The 19937-nt window shown below is 50.0% G+C and carries 16 protein-coding genes; 7 read left to right on the top strand and 9 right to left on the bottom strand.

Features of this window, described 5'->3' with window-relative positions:
• Positions 1-247 precede the first annotated feature (247 nt).
• The 6 genes from Q1A04_RS05125 to Q1A04_RS05150 all read left to right on the top strand — a co-directional run bounded on the left by Q1A04_RS05125 (position 248) and on the right by Q1A04_RS05150 (position 9455).
• A complete protein-coding gene (locus tag Q1A04_RS05125; RefSeq protein WP_299702119.1) occupies positions 248-1474 on the top strand; it encodes an exonuclease SbcCD subunit D C-terminal domain-containing protein in 1227 nt (408 codons plus the stop codon).
• A gap of 45 nt (positions 1475-1519) precedes the next feature.
• Complete coding sequence (locus tag Q1A04_RS05130; RefSeq protein WP_299702123.1) at positions 1520-2056, top strand: hypothetical protein; 537 nt, start codon at positions 1520-1522, stop codon at positions 2054-2056.
• Between the two features lie 55 nt (positions 2057-2111).
• The gene (locus Q1A04_RS05135) at positions 2112-5762 is read left to right on the top strand and encodes an AAA family ATPase (protein ID WP_299702126.1); all 3651 of its coding nucleotides are present in this window, start codon (positions 2112-2114) and stop codon (positions 5760-5762) included.
• 215 nt (positions 5763-5977) lie between these two features.
• On the top strand, positions 5978-8017 hold the full coding sequence (locus Q1A04_RS05140; RefSeq protein ID WP_299702129.1) for a tetratricopeptide repeat-containing sensor histidine kinase: 2040 nt from the start codon (positions 5978-5980) through the stop codon (positions 8015-8017).
• Between the two features lie 160 nt (positions 8018-8177).
• Positions 8178-9011 carry a thermonuclease family protein gene (locus Q1A04_RS05145; protein WP_299702131.1) on the top strand — a complete coding sequence of 278 codons (834 nt, stop codon included), beginning with the start codon at positions 8178-8180 and terminating at the stop codon, positions 9009-9011.
• Between the two features lie 45 nt (positions 9012-9056).
• The gene (locus Q1A04_RS05150; RefSeq protein WP_299702134.1) at positions 9057-9455 is read left to right on the top strand and encodes a hypothetical protein; all 399 of its coding nucleotides are present in this window, start codon (positions 9057-9059) and stop codon (positions 9453-9455) included.
• 34 nt (positions 9456-9489) lie between these two features.
• On the opposite strand, the gene Q1A04_RS05155 is transcribed toward Q1A04_RS05150, so the two are convergent.
• Both Q1A04_RS05155 and Q1A04_RS05160 read right to left on the bottom strand, forming a co-directional pair.
• A complete protein-coding gene (locus Q1A04_RS05155) occupies positions 9490-10338 on the bottom strand; it encodes a universal stress protein (protein WP_299702137.1) in 849 nt (282 codons plus the stop codon).
• A gap of 178 nt (positions 10339-10516) precedes the next feature.
• Positions 10517-11584, bottom strand: coding sequence for a DUF6687 family protein (locus Q1A04_RS05160; protein ID WP_299702140.1), 1068 nt, complete (start codon positions 11582-11584; stop codon positions 10517-10519).
• A 139-nt stretch (positions 11585-11723) separates the two neighbouring features.
• On the opposite strand from Q1A04_RS05160, the gene Q1A04_RS05165 reads away from it, so the two are divergent.
• Entirely contained in the window at positions 11724-13205 is a 1482-nt protein-coding gene (locus Q1A04_RS05165; RefSeq protein WP_299702143.1) for a nicotinate phosphoribosyltransferase, read from the top strand.
• A gap of 55 nt (positions 13206-13260) precedes the next feature.
• Here the strand turns inward: Q1A04_RS05165 and Q1A04_RS05170 are convergent, their stop codons facing one another.
• The 7 genes from Q1A04_RS05170 to Q1A04_RS05200 form a co-directional block, all read right to left on the bottom strand.
• Positions 13261-13572 carry an HNH endonuclease gene (locus Q1A04_RS05170; protein WP_299702146.1) on the bottom strand — a complete coding sequence of 104 codons (312 nt, stop codon included), beginning with the start codon at positions 13570-13572 and terminating at the stop codon, positions 13261-13263.
• A 56-nt stretch (positions 13573-13628) separates the two neighbouring features.
• The gene (locus tag Q1A04_RS05175; protein ID WP_299702149.1) at positions 13629-15131 is read right to left on the bottom strand and encodes a carboxypeptidase-like regulatory domain-containing protein; all 1503 of its coding nucleotides are present in this window, start codon (positions 15129-15131) and stop codon (positions 13629-13631) included.
• Positions 15132-15344: 213 nt separating this feature from the next.
• A complete protein-coding gene (csgH, locus tag Q1A04_RS05180) occupies positions 15345-15683 on the bottom strand; it encodes a curli-like amyloid fiber formation chaperone CsgH (protein WP_299702152.1) in 339 nt (112 codons plus the stop codon).
• A gap of 38 nt (positions 15684-15721) precedes the next feature.
• On the bottom strand, positions 15722-16303 hold the full coding sequence (locus tag Q1A04_RS05185) for a hypothetical protein (RefSeq protein WP_299702155.1): 582 nt from the start codon (positions 16301-16303) through the stop codon (positions 15722-15724).
• Positions 16304-16378: 75 nt separating this feature from the next.
• On the bottom strand, positions 16379-17614 hold the full coding sequence (locus tag Q1A04_RS05190; RefSeq protein WP_299702158.1) for a hypothetical protein: 1236 nt from the start codon (positions 17612-17614) through the stop codon (positions 16379-16381).
• A gap of 416 nt (positions 17615-18030) precedes the next feature.
• Positions 18031-19344 carry a CsgG/HfaB family protein gene (locus Q1A04_RS05195; protein WP_299702161.1) on the bottom strand — a complete coding sequence of 438 codons (1314 nt, stop codon included), beginning with the start codon at positions 19342-19344 and terminating at the stop codon, positions 18031-18033.
• A 164-nt stretch (positions 19345-19508) separates the two neighbouring features.
• Entirely contained in the window at positions 19509-19937 is a 429-nt protein-coding gene (locus tag Q1A04_RS05200; RefSeq protein WP_299702164.1) for a curli production assembly/transport component CsgF, read from the bottom strand.

Raw genomic sequence — 19937 nt, forward strand, 5'->3', positions numbered from 1 at the left:
ACTGCTGTCACTGCATTCCGCTGTTATTTTAGGTCTTCATATAAGAAACAACCTAGCCAGAATATCCCTCTTCCTTCGCAGCTAAGCCGCGATCCAAATCTTCTCCCCCTCCATCAATAAATACTAAGTAACCCTAATCCAATATAGCAAAACCTCTATACCTAGTCCGGAAAAAATTATATAACAAACTTGCAGTATAGGTATACCTTAATGTAACTTGTGGTGCAAAGGAGAAAGGAATAGGGATATGCGCGTACTACACACTTCAGACTGGCACCTTGGCCAGCGCCTCGTCAACCTCGAACGGACCGATGAGCACCAGCATTTCCTTGACTGGCTCTTACAAACAATTGATGCTGAAAAGGTTGACGTGCTCCTGATGGCCGGCGATGTGTTTGACACCGGCGCTCCTTCCAACACCGCACTTAGGCAATACTATACCTTCTTGACTAAGGTATGTGCCACCTGTTGTCGCCATATCATCATCACGGGCGGTAACCACGACTCCGTTTCGACATTAAACGCTCCCAAAGAACTCCTTGATTGCTTTAACATAAAAGTGATAGGCGGCGCCACCACTGACTTGCTGGACGAACTGATCGAACTGCGGGACGAAAACGGTAACTTGGAGCTGGTCGTTTGTGCTGTGCCTTTTCTGCGCGACCGCGACGTGCGACTGTCCGTTGCCGGCGAAAGCTACGAAGAACGGGAACAGCGCATCAAGCAAGGTATAGCCGCGCATTATGCCGCCTTCGTGCCGCATGTGCAGTCTTACAAAACTCAAGCTATACCTGTCGTGGCGATGGGTCACTTATTTGCGGCTGGCGGCTCAGCTTCCGACAGCGAAAAAGAAATCCATGTAGGCAACCTCGGTCAGATCGGGGCGGATCAGTTCCCGAAAGAATTTGATTATGTGGCCCTTGGGCACCTGCACCGTCCGCAACAAGTTAACAAGAGTCACCACATCCGCTACTCTGGCTCCCCTATTCCACTTAGTTTTAGTGAAGTGGCTGATAAAAAAGTGGTCTTTGTGCTGGACTTCGAGGCCGGAAAACTCTCAGACCTGAAAGAGATCGCTATACCTACCTGTCGCAAGTTGGTGCGCTTTAAAGGCGAACTGGAGGAGGTGAAACAGAAAATTGCGGTATACGATAACAGTGGCTATACCATGCCGGCGTGGGCTGAACTACAAGTGGAACTGGAGGCCCCTATACCTGACCTGAATCAGCAATTAGAAGAAATTTTCAACCTTAAAAACAAAGAGCTACAGTTACTGATCCACCGTCCGCCTATCATCAAAACAGTCCGACAAACACTGGAGCAGCAGGTGCAGGAGGAAGTGGACCTGCATACCCTGAGTGAGAAAGACGTGTTCCTGAAGCGCTGCGAAAGCGCTTTTCCCGAAAGTGACCATACCGAGTTAATGGCTAATTTTTCAGAACTGCTTGAGTTGATGCGGCAGGAGGAGGTTTAGCCCCCTCAAAGACTAGTCACTGCTGTGAAAACAAAAACAAAATGCATGAAGTCAGTTCTAGAACTTAAACATTGGCAGGTTTTTCTAACCATTACCATTGCTTCCTTTTTTTCGGAGATTAACCCTGAAAGTTTTCCGTTCATTAATGCGATCCTTTCCCTAACAGCGGTATTGGCCATACTACTTTGGCCACTTTCGCTTGGATATGAAATGAATCACCTACTGCCATCAAAAATAAAACTATCCCCCACATTATTTATTCTGAATGGCTTTTTAGTTGTGGCTCTCTTAAGTGTTTCAACAGTTCTTGGAGAAGAGTTAAGCTATAGCGGCAATGGATTTAAAGCAATACCTGTATACTACGGTTTATTCGCTATACTGCACTTATTTGCTTTTCCTGCCAAAATGCTGAAGTCATTAGAACTTGGGAGGAAAGCTCAATTTGGAGATTATGCAGGAGATTTTTTCCTGATGTTCTTTTGGCCTATTGGTATCTGGGTGATCCAGCCGAGAGTCAATAAAATCAAAGAGAAAATGGACATACAAGAGCTACTCGCTTCCTCCAATACAATTCAAAACTAAGCACAACCCATTACCCCGAAAACAAGCTCAAGCATTTACCCAAGTCTTTTAGCCCATGAAAATCCTCGTCGTCCGCTTCCTGAACCTGAACTCGCTGAAAGGTGAGCACGAGATCCGTTTCGACCAGAGTCCGCTGGCTGATGCGGGGCTGTTTGCGATTACCGGTCCGACCGGGGCGGGCAAGACCACCATTCTGGATGCGATTACGGTAGGACTTTACGGGCTGGCCCACCGCCACAGCAACGACCGTCCGCTGGAGCTGATGACCCGCCATACGGCCGAGTGCTATTCGGAGGTGGAGTTTGAGGCCAATGGCAAGGTATACCGCTCCAAATGGCATCTGCGCCGCAGCCGTGGCAAGGTGGAGGGCCGCATACAGGCCGTGCACATGGAGCTTTATGATGCGCAAACCAATGAAATATTTGACCTGAAACCCAGTCAGGTACCGGGCAAGGTAGCTGAAGTATGTGGGCTGGACTACGACCAGTTTCTGCGGTCGGTGATGCTCTCGCAAGGCGATTTCGCGCGCTTCCTGAAGGCGGATGAAAAGGACCGTAGCAGCCTGTTGGAAAAAATTACAGACACCGGCATCTATTCCGACATCTCAAAATTCGCTTTTGAAAAAGCCAAGCAGGAACGTCAGAAATACGAAGGGCTAGAGCAATTACTCAAGAACACACAGCTACTGCCAGAGGAGCAGCGTGAGGCCTATGAGGCAAGTATAAAAGAGCTGACTGAGCAGGAAACCGCACTTCAGGGCGACTTGGCCAAACTGCAGGAAAAAGTGCAATGGCTACAGCAGGTGGCACAATTTCAAGCGAGACAAAAGCAGCATCAAGAAGCTTTGCAGCAGCAGGAGCAAAAATTGTCAAGCCTTCAGCCTGACTTTGCGAAACTGGCGCAACATCAACAGGCACATCAGTTCGTGGGCGAACTGGCCGAGATCCGCAGCGCCAACAGCAAAGTAGCGGAGGCACAGGAGCAATTGCAGACCTTGCAAAAGCGCGTACCTGTACTTCAGACTGAACTGGAGGCCGCCGGAAATATGGCCATTGAAGCCACCAAAGCCTATCAACAGCAAGAGGAGGCTTTGCACAAGCTGGAGCCTATCCTATCGCAAGTTACCCTGTTGGACCATCAGCTAAATAGCGTTCGTGAATCTTACAGCAAAAATAAAACCGCCTATGTAGCTTTTGAGCAGCAACTGCAGCAAGAGCAGTTACAGTTGCAGGCCAAGCAGTTGGAGCTAGAGAAACTGACGCAAGAGGCTACCAACATAAAGAACTGGCTGGAGCAACATGCCAAGTTACAGGATCTGAAGGAGCACCTGCCCGAGTTCAAAGCCACACTGCGTGACCTGCAGGAGGTGGAGCAGCGCATCCGTCGCTGCCAACAGGAACAGCAGGAACTGAACCGACAGCAAATGCAAGAAGCCAAAATACTGGCCGAACTGCAGGAGCAGCAATCCCAACAAAAGGTGCAGCAGGGGCATTTGCAGCAGCAAAAAGAAGAAAAACTAAGTGCCCTGCAAGGTATACTGGCCGACAAAAGCATGGAGGAACTGGAGCAGGAAGCCCAATCACAGCCAGCTTTGCTGGCCCGCTACGAGCGCCTGCAGGAACTGGCCCTACAGCATGCGGCACAGCAGCAGAAACTCCAAGGTATAACAGCGCAATTGACACAGTTGCAACAGCAACGAGAAGAAACAGTAGTAAAATTCCAAGAGCATCAGTCAAGGTATACCCAAGCTGATGAGCATTTGCAAACACTCCAGAAACTCGTGGCTCTGCAACAGCAGATTCAGCAGTATGAGGAGGCGCGCCATACCCTGACTCAAAACGAGCCCTGCCCCCTTTGCGGCTCCACCCACCACCCTTTTGCCGAGAACGGCTATACCTTCGATCTGCCCGAAGAAGTCCTAAAACGAGATAAGCAGCAAGAAGTGGTAAAGGAATTGGAACGTATCATGCACCACCTGCAGTTGCAGCAAAGCGCTATGGAACAGCAACAACAACTGGGTCTCAGCGCCAAAACCGAAGCTGAAACTGAACTTAATCGCCTGCTCTATACCTTCGAACAGCTTTCCGAAGGACTGCCGCAAGGGATAGGTATAGCAGAGGCCGAGCAGTTGACGCAGTTGCGAAAGTCACAGCAAGAATCTGCCACGGCATTGCAACAGCAGTTGGCACAGGTCCGCACTCTAAGTCGTGAGTTAGAGGGTATAAACCAGCAGCTTCAGAAACTCCGCGAAGCACAGGTGCAAGCCCAGTCCAACTTTAACCAGCTACAGGCCTCTGACAAACTCCTGCAGACACAACTGCAGAAACTCCAGCTCAGCCTCACCGATGAGCAGGAGCAACAGCAGGCACATACCGAAACTGCTGAGTCCTTTGCCGCCACGTTCGAGCTGCAATATAAGGCAGAAGAGCGCCATACCCTGCTCCAGACATTGGAGCAGCAAGCCACAGCCTTTACCCAAAAGCAACAGGCGCTGGAAGGTATGCGCGAGAAATACATTGAGCTACAGCAATTGGTGAAAAACCTGAAGGCAAACGAAACCCAGAAGCTGAAAGAACTGGCGGAACGGAAGCAAGCGCTCAAAGAGGAGCACGAACAGCTCACGCAACTGAAAACCGAGCGCCATACTCTGTTTGGCGACAAGGACCCTGAGCAGGAGCGCAAGCGATCCCGGGAAGAGCTAAACGCCCGGTCCAATCAGGCCGAAGAAGCACGCCGCACCCAATTGCGGAAACAACAGGAACTGCAGGAAGCCCGCACCCGCCAGACCGAGTGTCTGCAGAAGCACCAGCAGAACACATCGGTGCTGGAGGAACTGCGGCAGGGTTTGCTACACGTGTTGCAGCAGAAAGGTATTGAAACAATAGAAGCGCTGGGCCAAATGCTGTTGCACCGCGACGAAGCCGACCGCTTGGCCAACCTGAAAGCGCAAACAGAAAAGCACCTGACCGAACTACGCAAGAGCCTGAGCGATGTACAGCAGGAGCTGACGCAACTACAGGAAAAGCAGCTGACCGACGAAGGTATAGAAACGCTGAAACAGCAGCATCAGCAGAAAACAGCACAGCAGCGGGAGCTTATCTCGCAGCGCGCGCGCCACCAGCAGTTACTGGAGCAGGACGCCCAGCAGCGCGAAAAGAACAGGGAACTTGCCGAACAACTAAAGTTGCAGCAGCAGGTATGCCACCGCTGGTCACAGCTTGCCGAGCTGATCGGATCTGCAGACGGCTCCAAGTTCAGCCGCTTTGCGCAGGGCCTCACCTTGTCCCGACTCGTGGAGCTGGCCAATCGCCACTTGCAGAAACTCAACGATCGCTACCGCATTCTCAAGTCATCCGAAGAGGATCTGGAACTGCTCATCGTGGATACATTTCAAGCAGAGGCTGTGCGGCCGATGAACACCCTATCCGGGGGGGAGAGCTTTTTGGTTAGTCTGGCCTTGGCGCTGGGCCTGTCCGATCTGGCCGGTCGTCGCACCCAGATCAACTCACTCTTTATCGATGAGGGCTTTGGCACACTGGATGCCGAGACGCTGGATGCCGCTATATCCACGCTTGAGAATTTGCATGCCGCCGGCAAAATGATAGGTATCATCTCACACGTGGAGGCACTTAAGGAGCGCATCAGCACCCAGATTGTTGTAACCAAAAAAGCCGGAGGGGTAAGCACTGTCACAGTGGTTGCCTGACTTTACTATAATCCATAACATAGGACTACAAATCTAATGGTAGGGTAATTACACCTTTAAGCACCATAAGGGAGCATATTTAAATTTCAGTTAATTGTATTTTTTAAATAAGCCATTTTATACCACGCACTATATTAGCATTTTACAGCATTAAATTCTTATATTGCTCCTTAATACTGAACCAATTATAGTGTCTAAACCATATAGTGGTCCTTATGCTTCTATTATTTCTGACTAGGTTCTTCCTTCTGTTTACAGCCATGCAGCCGCAGCACGAAGTTATGATAAAGAGCCTCCGTGCCGAGCTGGAACAGACCGAAGATGTGACCCGTAAGATCGAGCTGTACTGTGAGCTGAGTAAGGCGCACAAAAATATAAACCCCAAAACTACCATTGCCTATGGCAACAAAGCTGTGGCGTTGGCCAGAAAGGTAGGCGATAACAAATTGCTGGCTACCGCCTACAATACCACTGGTTCCGGCTACTACCTGCTAGGCGATATAGACAAGGCTGTGCAGTTATACTACCGGGCTCTGCGTATTCGCGAAAAGCTGAATGATCCCTCTGACCTCAGCATTAGCTACAACAACATCGGCAACGTATACGCTGACCAAGGGAATCATAAAGAGGCCCTGCCATTGTACAAGAAGGCCCTTTCCCTTGCCACTACCGCCCAAGATACCCTGATGATGAGCAGCGCGCTCAACAACATCGGCGGTGTGTATATAGACCAAGGCAAGTACGATCTGTCGTTGGTTTACTATCGTGAGGCACTCCCAATTAAGGAGAAACTGAACGATAAACAGGGCATACTGGTCTCACTGATTAACATTGGCAGCGCCTACAATGGTAAAAACGACTACCAAACGGCTCTTTCTAATCTGAATAAGGCCCATGTGCTGGCTAGAGAGATTGGCAGTCCGCACGACGAGGTGTATGTGCTGCGCGGCAAAGCCGAGGCGTATCTCATAGCCAAGGATTATGAAAAAGCACTGGACAATGCCCTATCCAGTATGGAAATGGCAAAAGTCTACGAGGGCAAGTATGAACTAAAAGAGAACGCAGCCCTGCTTGACAGAATCTACACCGCAAAGGGCAATTTCGAGCTAGCACATCACTACCTCACTTTACACACCGCCTATAACGACAGCCTGCACAACGAGCGAGCCGCTAACCGCATCGTACAGGAGCGCGTGAAATATGAAACCGCTCAAAAAGACAAGGAAAACCTGCTGCTACGCGCTGAGCAGGAACTCAACCTGCGCAAACTGGAGCAGCGGAGCATAGTGCAGTACTTCACCATCGCCCTCCTGTTGTTAGTGTGTGCGGTAGCCTATGTGTTCTTCAGAGGGAGACAGCACCAAAGCCGCGTCAACACCCTGCTCAAGCAGAAGAATGAGCTGATCATGCATAAGAACGAGGCCCTCAGCCAGCACCAGAAAGTGCTTACAGAGCAGGCTGAGCAACTTAACACGCAGAAGGAAAAACTAACACAACTCAACACCATTAAAGACAAGCTCTTCTCTGTCATCGCACACGATTTACGGGGTCCGCTTGTAGCGCTTAAAGGACTGCTGCACGTAATGGCGATGGGGAAAGTACCCGCTGACAAGCAGGAGGGCCTTTTCAACAGTTTGGTGAAAGGCCAGCAGAATGTCCTTTGGATGCTTGACAACCTCTTTGACTGGGCCAGAGCCCAAATGGAGGGCTTCGAGTCCGATCCTAAACCACTGCCGATGCGAGAGCTCGCAGAAGAGAATATCCGCCTGCTACAGCCTGTTGCCAGCAGCAAGGAGGTGCAGTTGGAAAATAGCATTGCACCTAACTTATTAGGCTGTGCCGACAAAGAAATGATCCGCCTTGTGCTGCGCAACCTGATCTCCAACGGAATTAAGTTCTGCAAAGCGGGCGACAAAGTCACGCTATCAGCCTCCATTAAAGAAGAAATGCTACTGGTGGCGGTGAAAGACACAGGTATAGGCATGAACTCTGAAATACAGCAAAAGCTGTTTGGGGGAGGCAGCTACTCCAGCCGTGGCACCGCCAACGAGAAAGGCAGTGGACTTGGCCTAGCTTTGTGCCGAGATTTTGTGGAGCACAACGGAGGTTCTATCTGGGTGGAGAGCACGCCGGGCATAGGCAGTACCTTCATGTTCACGCTCCCGCTCCCTCCTGCCATAGTCGACGAGGATGGATCCACAGAACTGGATCAAAAGCCAGAGCATATAGAAGAGGAAAAGCTAGAACTTGTTTGAAATACAAAGCCCAATAAATAGGCTGAATTTCACTGACCAAAATACTTCATCCCTGCGCTGGCCGATTTAGACCATTGGCGCAGGGATTTTTATTTAGCGAAAGTCCACAAAACAAATACTAAGGTTTGCGGTAAAAGGAGATTAGCAGCACATTTGCCCCATGAACAGACTCATTTTCCATCTCCTCTTATTCTTCAGTTTTGTAGCTGTCTCCGCCTGCAAGCAAGACAGTGAGCAAGCGCGTGAGGAATTCCGCCAGCGACGCGGGCCAATTGAGCAGTCCGCAGAGCAGACAACCACACAGCAGGAAGACCCTGAAAGGCCGACTGTAGTTCCGCCAGATAATACCCAAGCGACCCCGGAATCTGAAACGCCTGCCATACCCGGCGACAGAGTGGTGGGGGTGAAAGACGGGGATACTTTTGAGTTGCTGCGAGGCGGACAAACGGTTACCGTACGCCTATACGGGATAGACACGCCCGAAAAGAACCAAGCTTACGGACAGCGCGCCAAGCAATTCGCCTCGGATCTCGCTTTTGGCAAAAACGTGCGCCTGATCGAGCACAACAAAGACCGCTATGGCCGCACGGTGGGCACGATCATACTACCGGATGGGCGCAACCTGAATGAGGAAATGGTACGTGAGGGTTATGCTTGGCATTACACCGCCTACTCCAAAGATAAAAATCTGGCGAACTTAGAGGCCGATGCCCGCCGATTTAAACGCGGGCTGTGGCAAGACCCCAATCCTATTGCCCCATGGGATTTCCGGAAACAGAAACCAGCACCCGTTGACAACAGCAAAGCCCCTATACCTGCTGGTGCCACCACCCGCAAGGTATACCTCTGCGACAGCTCCGGATCTGCCGTATATCACTATTCCAAAAACTGCTCTGTGCTAAAGCGCTGCAAGGAACAGGTACTGACCGTGACAGAGGCCGATGCCATCCGGAAGCACAACCGTCGGGCCGACAAAACTTGCAGCCCTAAATAATTCCACTTATTTTTAAGATAACTACCTATTTATTATATCATCATCATGCTTAAACACACCACAGCAGGTATGCTTTTCCTGCTCATCTCACTGGCCGCCTGCCAGACACCCGATAAAGATACACAGCAAGACGAAACGCAGCAGACGATTGCCGAAGCAGACACCACACAGCGCCAGCCTCGCCCAAAGCCTGAGTTTTATTCATTTAAGGGAGTTGAGAAAAAGCGGGTATTCATCTGTATGGACCCCACGGATGATACGTTCCATCAGCAGCACGATTGCCCGGTGCTGGTCGCCTGCAAAAGCACATTCAGAAACCTCACACTGCCACGCGCGGTTGAAAACTTTGACCGCTACAACTGCGAAACCTGCAGCAGTGATCTGGCTTATGTCTTCGACGAAAATGCCGCCCAGTTCGAAACTGGCTTTGGCGATAAGCGATAAAACAGCAAGGGCTCCATCAGGAGCCCTCGCTGTTTTATTTTCTTCCTTTTAAGACTAGGAGTGGCACTTCTGCCTGATACGTCATTTTCTCGGCCAAGCTCTGAGAGAACAGCTCCCGCAAGAAGCCTTTCTCGCGACGCAGGATGGCCACCATATCCGCACCAGAAGCATCAAAATACTCTTTTATGCCATCTGCACGGTGCTTGTTCACCACTTCCTCAAAACGCAAAGGTGCTCCCGGAAAAGCGGTTTCCAGATCTTGTAGAAAACGGTCTTTATTGCCATCTTTTTCGCGGCCTTCTTTGTTCACGTGCACCACATCCACCTGCGCCCCAAAAAGGCTGGCAAAGTTTAGCACTTCACGCAGGGTGGCAATGTCATCCTGAGCGTAGTCGGAAGCATACACGATCTTGTTGATGCGCGGATGCTCAGACGTGGAAGGAACAGAAAGCACCGGGCACTTCACTTGTTCCATGACCGCCTCGGCGTTACTGCCAATCAGCAGTTCCTCTAAGGCGTTGCCCCCACCGGTGGTACCCATCACGATCAGGTCGTAGCCACTGGTTTTGGTGAGATGCTCTGTAATGTCGGTTAGCAGTGCCTCTTTTAGAATATAGTCGCAGGTAAAACCGCCTCCCCTATTTGCACCATGCCGTTCTTCCATCTCGCGACAAAGCGACACTAGCCTCCCTTCGGCATCGCGCATCTGTTCGCCTAGCAGCTCGCTGGCTACTAAGGCAGTTTCGGAGGTGTCCACAATAGGCAGGTGCACCACGTGCAGCAAAGTAAGGTGCCCACCGGCCTGCCGGGCTATATGGGCGGCATATTCCACAGCCTTGGAGGCCGTTTTAGAGAAGTCGGTAGGACAAAGGATTTTCTTCATGACGTTTTAAGGTTGGGTTGCGTTTTGGGGCGTTTTATATCACAGTTTCCCTATGTATACGTGTGTATGCAAAAATGTGCTTTATTCCTGTTATTAAAAATGATTTACATCATATCCGAGCCCCTCTTTCAAAACCGCTATCTACCTTGTACAGCTCAATCAGAGTTCGCGATTGTGTCTAAAGAGCAGGCTTGCGATTGATCGCCTTCACTTCCTCCCACTTCCAGAAACGCTTGGACGCTATACCTGCATAGGCTTTCTTGAAATAAGTTACGATTTCTTTTTTCAGTGCTTCAACAGGTATAGACGACGAGAATATCTCTCGAGAACTCGGGTTATCATACCGCTCCGTGCGGGACAGTTCGCCACCCTCCAAGCGCAGCAGTGGGCCTGTTTCTGTTATGCCATCTGCGGTCCAAGTGTAGCCTGAGGTTTCCAAGGCATTGAGTTGTGCGGCAAGTGGTTCCAGATCAATGCGGGGTAATGTCGGTCTAGAGGCGATATCCACCCAAGTGGTGTACTTATACTCGAGTTCGTATCGGTTGTCATCGTAACAACTAAGCACGATATCAAATCCGATGGTGCGGCTGAACAGGGCATAGTAGTGCATGGGACGGTGTGTCTGTATAATGATCAGCCCGATATCCGGATGACGTTCCAGTTTGGTGTCGGGCTTGTACATGTCACGGTAGCCTAGCAGCACATCAGCCACTTCTACTTCCCATACAGGCTTCTCCCAGTCGGGGTCCTGTAGCACGCGACCGAACTCACGCAAGAAGTACCGGAACTTGTCGACGCAGCGCTTCGCCTCCTTCTCTTCGGTTTCGTCGGCGGCAAAGGGGGCGTAAAACATGTCCCGCTCACGGGCATTGATCCAGCAGACCAGCTTCAGCGCCTCGCCAGCCAAGGGGTGGTTAAGGTCCAATTCCCGGAAGTCGCCGATGAGAGCCATTTGACGCAGCAGTTCCTCATTCTCAAGGGCCCTTTCAGGATGAAGTAGGCTCCATACGCCTACAAAACCGTCAATATCGAAATGGTTGGCGGTTACAAAAGGCAGGTCCAAACCGGGCAGATTAAGCCGAAGGGCGTGCAGCACCATGGCCGCGCTGGTATCGTCGCGCACCTCGGGCGGTGTGGGGGCGCCCCGCCAGTGCGACAGCACCAGTCCGTTGGGGTGCATGCTATCCACGATGATGGCTTTTTTCTCCTTTACCTCGCCGAAGGGTATAAACTGTCGCTTTATCATGCGATAAAGATAGGTAAATCTGAGATGATACCTTAAATTCGGGCCAACAAGAAACCCGGTTAAGAGCAGTACAAAATTCCGGATTTCAACAGCACCGGCTTTCGTTTCAGCTTTGCAAACTTCATCAAAACACAGCACCATGAGCCTCCAACAGATTTACCGCACCTCCCTTTCGCTTCTCACCGACTTGTACCAACTGACCATGGCCTATGGCTACTGGAAAGAGGGTATAGCCGAACGCGAAGCCGTTTTTCACCTGTACTTCCGCAAAGCTCCCTTTAAAGGCGGCTATACCATAGCGGCCGGTCTGGAAAATGCGGTAGAGTACCTGCAACAGTTGCGGTTTACGGAAGAGGACTTGGCCTACTTAGGCGGGCTGCGCAACGGCAAGCAGGGGCCGCTTTTTGAGCAGGGATTTCTGGACTACCTGCGCGACCTGCGCTTCACCTGCGATGTGGACGCCATACCTGAAGGTAGCGTGGTATTTCCGAGCGAACCGCTAATACGGGTGCGTGGACCCTTACTCCAAGCCCAATTGGTGGAGACCACGCTACTCACTATTATCAACTTCCAGACACTCGTCGCCACCAAGGCGGCCCGTATAAAAGAAGCTGCCAAAGGCGATCAGGTGATTGAGTTCGGCATGCGACGGGCGCAGGGTATAGATGGGGCGCTGTCAGCTACAAGGGCTGCTTATGTGGGTGGTATAAACGCTACTTCCAACGTGCTGGCGGGCAAGCTGTACGACATACCTGTAAAAGGCACCCACGCCCACAGCTGGGTACAGGCCTTTGAAAATGAGCAGGCTGCTTTTGAGGCCTATGGGCAGGCCTTTCCGCAAGATTCCGTTTTTTTGGTCGACACCTACAACACCCTCGAAGGCGTTCGCCATGCCATTAATGTGGCCAAAAAGCTAGCTCCCACCGGCTTCCGGCTCAACGGCATTAGACTAGACTCCGGCGACTTGACCTACCTGAGCATAGAGGCCCGCAAACTGCTGGACGAGGCAGGCATGACCTATACCAACATCGTGGCCAGCAATGACCTGAATGAGAGTATCGTAAACAGCCTAAAACAAGAGGGCGCCAAGGTGAATGTTTGGGGAATCGGGACGCAACTGGTTACTGCTTATGATCAGCCGGCCTTGGGCGGTGTTTATAAACTAGCCGCCCTTCAGCAGGAAAACGGCAATTGGACCTATAACCTGAAACTGTCGGAACAGCTGGAGAAGACCTCTAACCCCGGTATACAGCAGGTGCGCCGCTTCTACGATGAGCAGGGTTACATCGCTGATATGATCTTTAACGAGGCGGAGCCCCTGCCTGAGAAGATTTTGATTGTGAACCCGCTTGACATCACCCAGCGTAAGGCTATACCGGCCGGCACCGCCTACAAAGACCTACTCCAGCCTGTTCTCTCAAGAGGCGAACTCATACAGGAACTCCCTGATCTCAAAACAATACGCCAGCACCGGGAAACTGAGATAGACAAACTGCACGAAAGCATAAAGCGGCTTTTGAACCCGCACAGCTACCCGGCTGGCCTCGAAGCAGGCTTCCAACAAGCCAAAACGGATCTGGTGCTGGCTATACGGGAGAAAGGCGAGCCTGCTATCAAATAACAGCCGAGCACAGCACCACTCAGGTATAAGAAAATTCGTAACACAGGTATAAAAATTAGCGCCTGCGGCCACGCCTGTTGGAGATGCGCTCGATGCGTTTGGTGCGCACCCACTTGAGGTACTTCTGTAAGTCCTCGGCCTCTTGCAGCGCAGGTATGGAATTATATAGAGTGGCCAGTTCGCGATTGTTGAAGGTGAGGTGCAGCGTGCTGTGGCAAGGCTGGCATAGTTCCGCCGTGGCCCCATAGCGGCCTCCCTCCTCGCGGGGCACAAGGTGGTGCCGGGTCAGATATAGCACTTCCCGGCCGCACAGTTCGCAGATTAGCTGTTCCTCTTTTTTGGCCATACTCCTTCTACTGTTGGCCATAATCGCAAGTTGCAAGGCCCTGATGCAGTCAATGGCTTGCCAAGGTATAAGCGCCCTTACTTATAGTCAGGCATAGTGGCGTTTTCAAACAAACGCACCCGGTTCCTGCCATTCGACACATCCATCATCCAGACTGAGCTTGGGCCCACCCCGTCGTTGGGCGCATTCGTGAAAACAATTTTTGATCCGTCCGATGAGAAGCGTGGAAAAAGGTCGTTTGTACCGTCAGGTTTGCCGTTAGAGAGATTCGTAACACGGGAAGTCTCTAAATTTTTAATGAAAATCTGCGCGTTAAGCTGTCGCCCCGCCGCATTTTCGAAGCCTTCCACATCCCGGGTATACATCACATTTCTGCCGTTAACAGAGAAAGTGGGACTTTCTATTCGACCGGGAAGGTTTTCCACCAGAAGCGTCATATTGCCGCCATCTGAATCCATGATATAGATTTCAGAGTCATTGATATTGGAGCCGATAGTCTGCACAACAATCTTATTTCCGCTAGCCGTCCAGTCAATCATCCGGAAGTGCCTGTTAGCGGGGGCCTTTGCTATTAACCGCAGACCTGTTCCATTTCTATTGATCAGATACAGGTTGTCATAATGGGCATAGAGCAGCTGCCCACCGTCAGGAGACCATGTAAACCCTATACCTTGGTTATGATAGCCAGCGACGGGAATGGTTGTCAACTGCCGTTTCTCTGAGCCGTCCCGGTTCATAGTGTAGATGTGAATATCAGTACCCACATTAGAGGAGTAGGCTATACGGTCCCGTATCGGACTGATGACTGGCCACCACTCGCGGCTGAACGAAGAGGTAAGCCTGAAAACATTCGCCGCTGTGCCGTCAGAGCTATAGATATCATAATTTCCCTCTTCTTCACGGGCAAATACAAAGCGTGTTACCGGCATTGCATGGGTAGTAAAGCTCCATACAGGTCCGTTGGTTACGGCTCCACGCTTGTTCTTAACCGTCACCTGCCAGAAATAGGTCGTGTTAAACTTCAGATTTGAGGCGACTGTCGTCGTGTCTGTGATGTTCTGCACTAACAGCTTCTTCTCCGCCACCCCAGACTCATAGAGGTATACATTGTAAGTCAGACTGTCACCAGAGCGGGCTTCGGGGCTTGTCCACTTAAGCGTTAGCGATATGTTTTGGTTTGGTGCATTATCTGATGGGTCTACAAGTGAAGGGGGACCGGGCGCAAAGGTGGCCGGATTTTCAGGCACCATCAGGATGGTAACGAATGTACGATTGTCATTTTTAACAGCAACAGCTACGCTCTCTGTTTTGTACCCGCTTTTTCGGGCCAATAAGGTATAGTTACCTCCAGCAACAGGTTCAAACACAAACCGGCCGTCCTCATCTGAGGCGATAGCCGATGTAGCCGGATTGCTGGTTACAGCTACCCCGGCAAGAGGTTCACTTGTGTCAGCGTCTCGAATTTCCCCTCCAATAGATCCCTCCCCCAATGGTTCGATGGTATCCTCGTTGCAGGCAGTAAATACGATCAGAAAAAAAAGAGCACAAAAAAGCCTAAGGGTGGTGGTTGCTTTGAGCATAAAAGCTGACGGTTAGAACAATAAAATCAACACGGACGCACACTTACTTTATGTTTCCCAACAAAAAGAAAAGTCTAATGCAATCCATATATATTTATATACGAATAAAATATATAGTTGTTCTCCTTATTGCTGCATACTGATAAAGTGAACACAGCGAAATTGAGACACGGTATTACAACTCATACTTATAAGGAACTAGAAACTGCAACCTTATAATTCGGGAACTTTGAGTTCCTGTTTAGCGACTAACTGATTCCCGTCATAAATCTCCAGCAACAGATCGTAGCTATCGGTAGGCCTGATGGACAATGCTGTTTTTGAGAGAGATATAGTTTGGCCGGAAGCGGCCACAAAGCTGCCTGATTGGCTATTTGCTGACTTGCCTGTTGCAGATACACGAATGCATCTGAATTTGTAGGTCAAGTATACCGTCTGCTGACTATTGTTTTCAAACATATTAGACACTAACAGCAAACCATTTTCGCGCTGTGTATCCATTTGCGCTACATATTGTGACTCTGTCTGAGTCATATAGTTTACATCGTACATAATTATAAGGGAGTTAAAGATTAAAAGTATATAAAAGATCATTTCTTACCGGTTACAAGTGGTAATGCCCAATTGCTTTGCTCAATGGTTATGTTCATGTTATTGCCTTCCTGCACCACTTTATAAGACTTTGAATTCAAGCCCGTTTCCACTTGGTTGATGGTGTTGTTGTTCCCGAGTTGTATGAGGGTATGCTCTAAATTGATGCCGCTGATGGTCTGGTTTATGTTGTTGCTTAAGCCCTGCTGGTGCACTTTGGTCGTGTTATGCATGCCGTCCACTTCACCGGCGTAATTATTATTCACGCCAATCTGTCTGGCCTCCGTGCGGTTTCCGATGCCCTGCTGGTGCAGGCTAGCCCTGTTAAAATCCCCGACCTGCATAATAAACGCCCCATTGGACTGTGAAGAAGAGTTTCTTTGCATAACTGCCGCCTCGTTCGCATTCCCAATCTGGTGTACCTGAGCCCCTTCCCGAATCAGGCCCTTGGTCGCGGTGTTAGCTTGCTGCTCCGTCCTCAGTTGCTCCAATAGCTCTTCCTCATTTCTGGTCCCTTGTCCGAAGACGGTCATCTGTAGGAATAAAAAGGAAGAAATGAGTAGTATTACATGCTGTTTCATAGCGGATAGGCTTTTCTTGTATTAAAAAACTCTTGGGTGTGCCGCTTAGCACACCCAAGAGATGGTAAACTTAAATTACTGGTTGATGGTAGACACGTTGCCTGTACCATTTTGCATCACGGCGGCGCTGTTCATCATACCACCCTGCGTAACAGTGGAGATATTACCGGCACCCATCTGCATGGTAGCACTTGTTCCTAACACTCCAGTTTGGGTAACACTAGCACTGTTGCCTACGCCAGTTTGGTAAGTTAGAGCTCCGTTACCCATTCCTGATTGATCAATCACAGCGCTGTTGGATGTACCTGCTTGAGCGGTTCCAGCATAGTTGCCCGAGCCTGACTGGTTAGTAACTACCGAGTTCAGATTACCCACCTGCATTGTACCGGCCACATTGCCAACACCGCTTTGGTTAATATCGCTGCTGTTGGCGTTGCCCATCTGAATTGCATCAGCTGAGTTTAAATCCCCAACTTGGTTAATAGAGGCATTATTATCCAGTCCGCTCTGTAGCACCAGCCCAAGGTTGGAATTTCCAGCCTGATCGATGTACGCACTGTTTCTGGCACCGCCTTCCTGACGGGCATAAGCCGTATTTAGAGCACCATCTTGCCTTACTTCGATGCTATTGTACTCGCCACCTATCTGGTCAGTACCTGCGTAGTTGTAATCACCGTCTTGGTCGATGTCAGTGCTGTTGCGGTAGCCGTCCTCCTGATAGGCATCGATATAGTTGCCCTCGCCCATCTGGTCGATGCCCACGTCATTTCGCAGGCCGCCCACTTGGTCGACGTAGGAGATGTTACCGTCCCCGTCTTGGTCCACTCTGGCTTCGTTTCTCTCACCGCCTACCTGCGTCACCCAGGCCTCGTTGGCGGCACCGTTCTGGTCAACCTCAATTGCGTTGCGCACACCGCCGTCCTGAACAATAACGGCCGCGTTCCCCACCCCATCCTGATCGATGTCAGCGTTGTTGTCGGCACCGTTAGTTTGGGTAGCAATCGTCAGATTGTTGTCACCGTCTTGGTCGAGATCTATGTGGTTGGACTCGCCACCCTCCTGCAGAGTTGCCGCATTGTTTCCCAGACCAGCCTGTCTGATGTCGATCAGGTTCCCAACGCCGCCGTTCTGCACGGCAGTGGCTGCGTTGCTGACACCTGACTGCCTAACCCAAGCCGTGTTGGCCGCGCCCCCAGTCTGCGCTACGGTCGAGGAGTTCAGCTGTCCCTGCTGCGCAACGACCCCTGTGTTCATGGTGCCCAGCGTCTGGGTCGTGGCGGAGGTGTTTGACGCCCCGGTTTGTGATGTCATAGCTGTATTACCAACCTGAGCGGAGGCTGAGCTGACAAGGAAAAGTGCCAAAGCACTCGCGCAAATAAATGATTTTTTCATAGTAAATAAATTGTAGATGAGTTAGAAATTTTTATATTCTGTTTATACCCCTCTATAATTTTATAGTTTCATATCTCGATTAAAAAATTATATTTTTTATAATTTTTTTATAAACATAAATTTATTAATACATTAGCGTATAATAATATTTATATTAATATATTATAACAAAACATCTGTCTTTTGTTTCATCTATAGATGAAAACACATTATTTGATCTAAAACCTAGATTATTAAAAACTAGAAATTAAAACATCTTTAGAAATGATCATGAAAGGCTGTTTGGGATAGCTGCATTTTTCTAAATCAAAATTTAGGCTCAAGCTATAGTTTGGCTACTTGTAAAGCCCAAAATACAGGTTTACTCCAACTTTTCCCGTGTAGAAATAATCATTAAACCTGCCTTGTTCCAATCCGTCAATCCTATCGTTGAACATATAGGAGCTCGACAAGCTGAGATCGATGCCAAGGCGGTTAGTGAGCAAGTACTCCATCCCAACTCCTGCTTTTACATAGGGATGCCATCCATTGGACCTGAGGTCGTTAAAGAACTCCTCTATATCGTCTCCTCTAACCAAGACCCCGGCGCCAAGCTGTAAATAAGGAGTATACCTCAGTTTTGGGAACAGGCTATAGTTGATGTTTACCTCTCCATAATTAATGGTCTGGGAGAAGTTCTGCTCTGCGGCCAACATTCCTCGGCCTATTCTGGAGTCAAAAGCTATGTTACGATTGGTACTAGCCTTGAATCCTAACTCACCCATCGGTCTGATAGCCGGGTTCTTATAGTCTCCGTGGTACTGCATAAGTCCGGCGGCTGCGCTAAAGCCGATCAAACCCCGACGGTTCTCCATCTTTTGACCATGAATGCTGGCATGCTGTACTTCTTCCCGCTCCTGATAGTAAGACTGGATGATCGGATGCTCCAGATCGTCATTGTTCTTGAGCTTCCAGTAGCCCGACTGTATACCTTCAATAACAAGGCTCTGTACCGCTTTGTCTATTGCTTCTTTCACAGCTATTTCAGAAGGCTCATTGTACGTAAAGCCTGTTTCGGCCTCCAGCAATCGCTTGAACTTCACATACCTGAATATGCCAAAGTCTACTGCCTGTGAAAGTATCGTTTTGGAGGTATAGACCGTTTTAAGAATCTCACCGGTACTGGTGGAGATAGCCCTTAGGTATACAGTCACTTTGTCTTCGCGGTACTGCCCGGAGCCGCCTGCCCCAAAATAGCGCAGGCCGGCGCCACCTGTCACCACATTGGCATCGTATGAGATAATGCCTCCCTCTAAGATGATCCCGGCAAACAGAAGACCGGGTAGGATGGGCTCTCGCTTACCGGTAATCGCCTCCGCCTCCGCCCTTGTCGAGCGGATGATCTTCCGTTCGTTCAGCAGATTGCCAAGATTTTCCCGCTCAATAGGTGAAAACCAACCCGACTCCTCGAGCGACTTCAGCAGTATGGTGGTAGTGCCCTGCGTTATGGCTGTCGACCAGTTCGCGCCATTTAAAGAGGGTTTATATTGGCCGGTTTGATCTCTGAATTTATATACCGCCGCTACAATTTTTTGCTGGGGCGGTGGCAGGTTTACCAAGTCTTCGTTACCGGGGGCAGGCACTCCCAGCGAGGCTCGGCTCGTTTGCATGGGCTGGTTAAAATAAGGGGCACAAGCTGGTACAGCGCACAGAGAAATAAAAACTAAAAAGGCGTAAAAGCCTCTCCACATAAACTTCAGCATAGATCAGGGTGATATATATAAGGGTAGGGCAATAGAAGTAAGAGCTCACAGAGGCAAGCGCCTGTTGGAGACTAGTAGTAAGGTATGGTAACCGATGTCCTATTGCCGGTGCCCTTATCCAAAATGTTGATGTTAATTCCAGACATCCCCTCAGACACCTCAATCTCGTAGTCTCCGATGGTGTAATTGCCCGGAGCTAAGCCCTCCTCCCCAAACTGCGCCGTCACCAGCTGCCTAGACAGCTGGTTTAGTATCTGTCTGTTAAGGCTTTCTTGAAAATCCTTTAATGGATCCCTATTAAAGGGGCTCGTGCTGGCTTCATCGGGGTCTTTGAGCTTATCCTGCGATTGGGCAGAGCTCTGCAGCCACTGATAGTTAAAGGTTTCGCCTCCAAAGGCTGGGTTTTTGGCTTGGTACAATAGATCTTGCCCTTTGGCATTTCCGGCGCACAATAGACAGAACATAAAGACAAGGGGAAGGGAGTAAACAAGTTTTTTCAT

The organism is uncultured Pontibacter sp. (assembly GCF_947499215.1).
Lineage (GTDB): Bacteria > Bacteroidota > Bacteroidia > Cytophagales > Hymenobacteraceae > Pontibacter.

Coding starts and splice junctions, on each gene's coding strand:
- Q1A04_RS05175 (WP_299702149.1), bottom strand. CDS start 15,131: ATGCTCAAAGCAACCACCACCCTTAGGCTTTTTTGTGCTCTTTTTTTT.
- Q1A04_RS05135 (WP_299702126.1), top strand. CDS start 2,112: ATGAAAATCCTCGTCGTCCGCTTCCTGAACCTGAACTCGCTGAAAGGT.
- Q1A04_RS05140 (WP_299702129.1), top strand. CDS start 5,978: ATGCTTCTATTATTTCTGACTAGGTTCTTCCTTCTGTTTACAGCCATG.
- Q1A04_RS05190 (WP_299702158.1), bottom strand. CDS start 17,614: ATGACATCACAAACCGGGGCGTCAAACACCTCCGCCACGACCCAGACG.
- Q1A04_RS05170 (WP_299702146.1), bottom strand. CDS start 13,572: ATGGCCAACAGTAGAAGGAGTATGGCCAAAAAAGAGGAACAGCTAATC.
- Q1A04_RS05200 (WP_299702164.1), bottom strand. CDS start 19,937: ATGAAAAAACTTGTTTACTCCCTTCCCCTTGTCTTTATGTTCTGTCTA.
- Q1A04_RS05155 (WP_299702137.1), bottom strand. CDS start 10,338: ATGAAGAAAATCCTTTGTCCTACCGACTTCTCTAAAACGGCCTCCAAG.
- Q1A04_RS05150 (WP_299702134.1), top strand. CDS start 9,057: ATGCTTAAACACACCACAGCAGGTATGCTTTTCCTGCTCATCTCACTG.
- Q1A04_RS05130 (WP_299702123.1), top strand. CDS start 1,520: ATGAAGTCAGTTCTAGAACTTAAACATTGGCAGGTTTTTCTAACCATT.
- Q1A04_RS05160 (WP_299702140.1), bottom strand. CDS start 11,584: ATGATAAAGCGACAGTTTATACCCTTCGGCGAGGTAAAGGAGAAAAAA.
- Q1A04_RS05165 (WP_299702143.1), top strand. CDS start 11,724: ATGAGCCTCCAACAGATTTACCGCACCTCCCTTTCGCTTCTCACCGAC.
- Q1A04_RS05145 (WP_299702131.1), top strand. CDS start 8,178: ATGAACAGACTCATTTTCCATCTCCTCTTATTCTTCAGTTTTGTAGCT.
- Q1A04_RS05125 (WP_299702119.1), top strand. CDS start 248: ATGCGCGTACTACACACTTCAGACTGGCACCTTGGCCAGCGCCTCGTC.
- Q1A04_RS05195 (WP_299702161.1), bottom strand. CDS start 19,344: ATGCAAACGAGCCGAGCCTCGCTGGGAGTGCCTGCCCCCGGTAACGAA.
- csgH (WP_299702152.1), bottom strand. CDS start 15,683: ATGTACGATGTAAACTATATGACTCAGACAGAGTCACAATATGTAGCG.
- Q1A04_RS05185 (WP_299702155.1), bottom strand. CDS start 16,303: ATGAAACAGCATGTAATACTACTCATTTCTTCCTTTTTATTCCTACAG.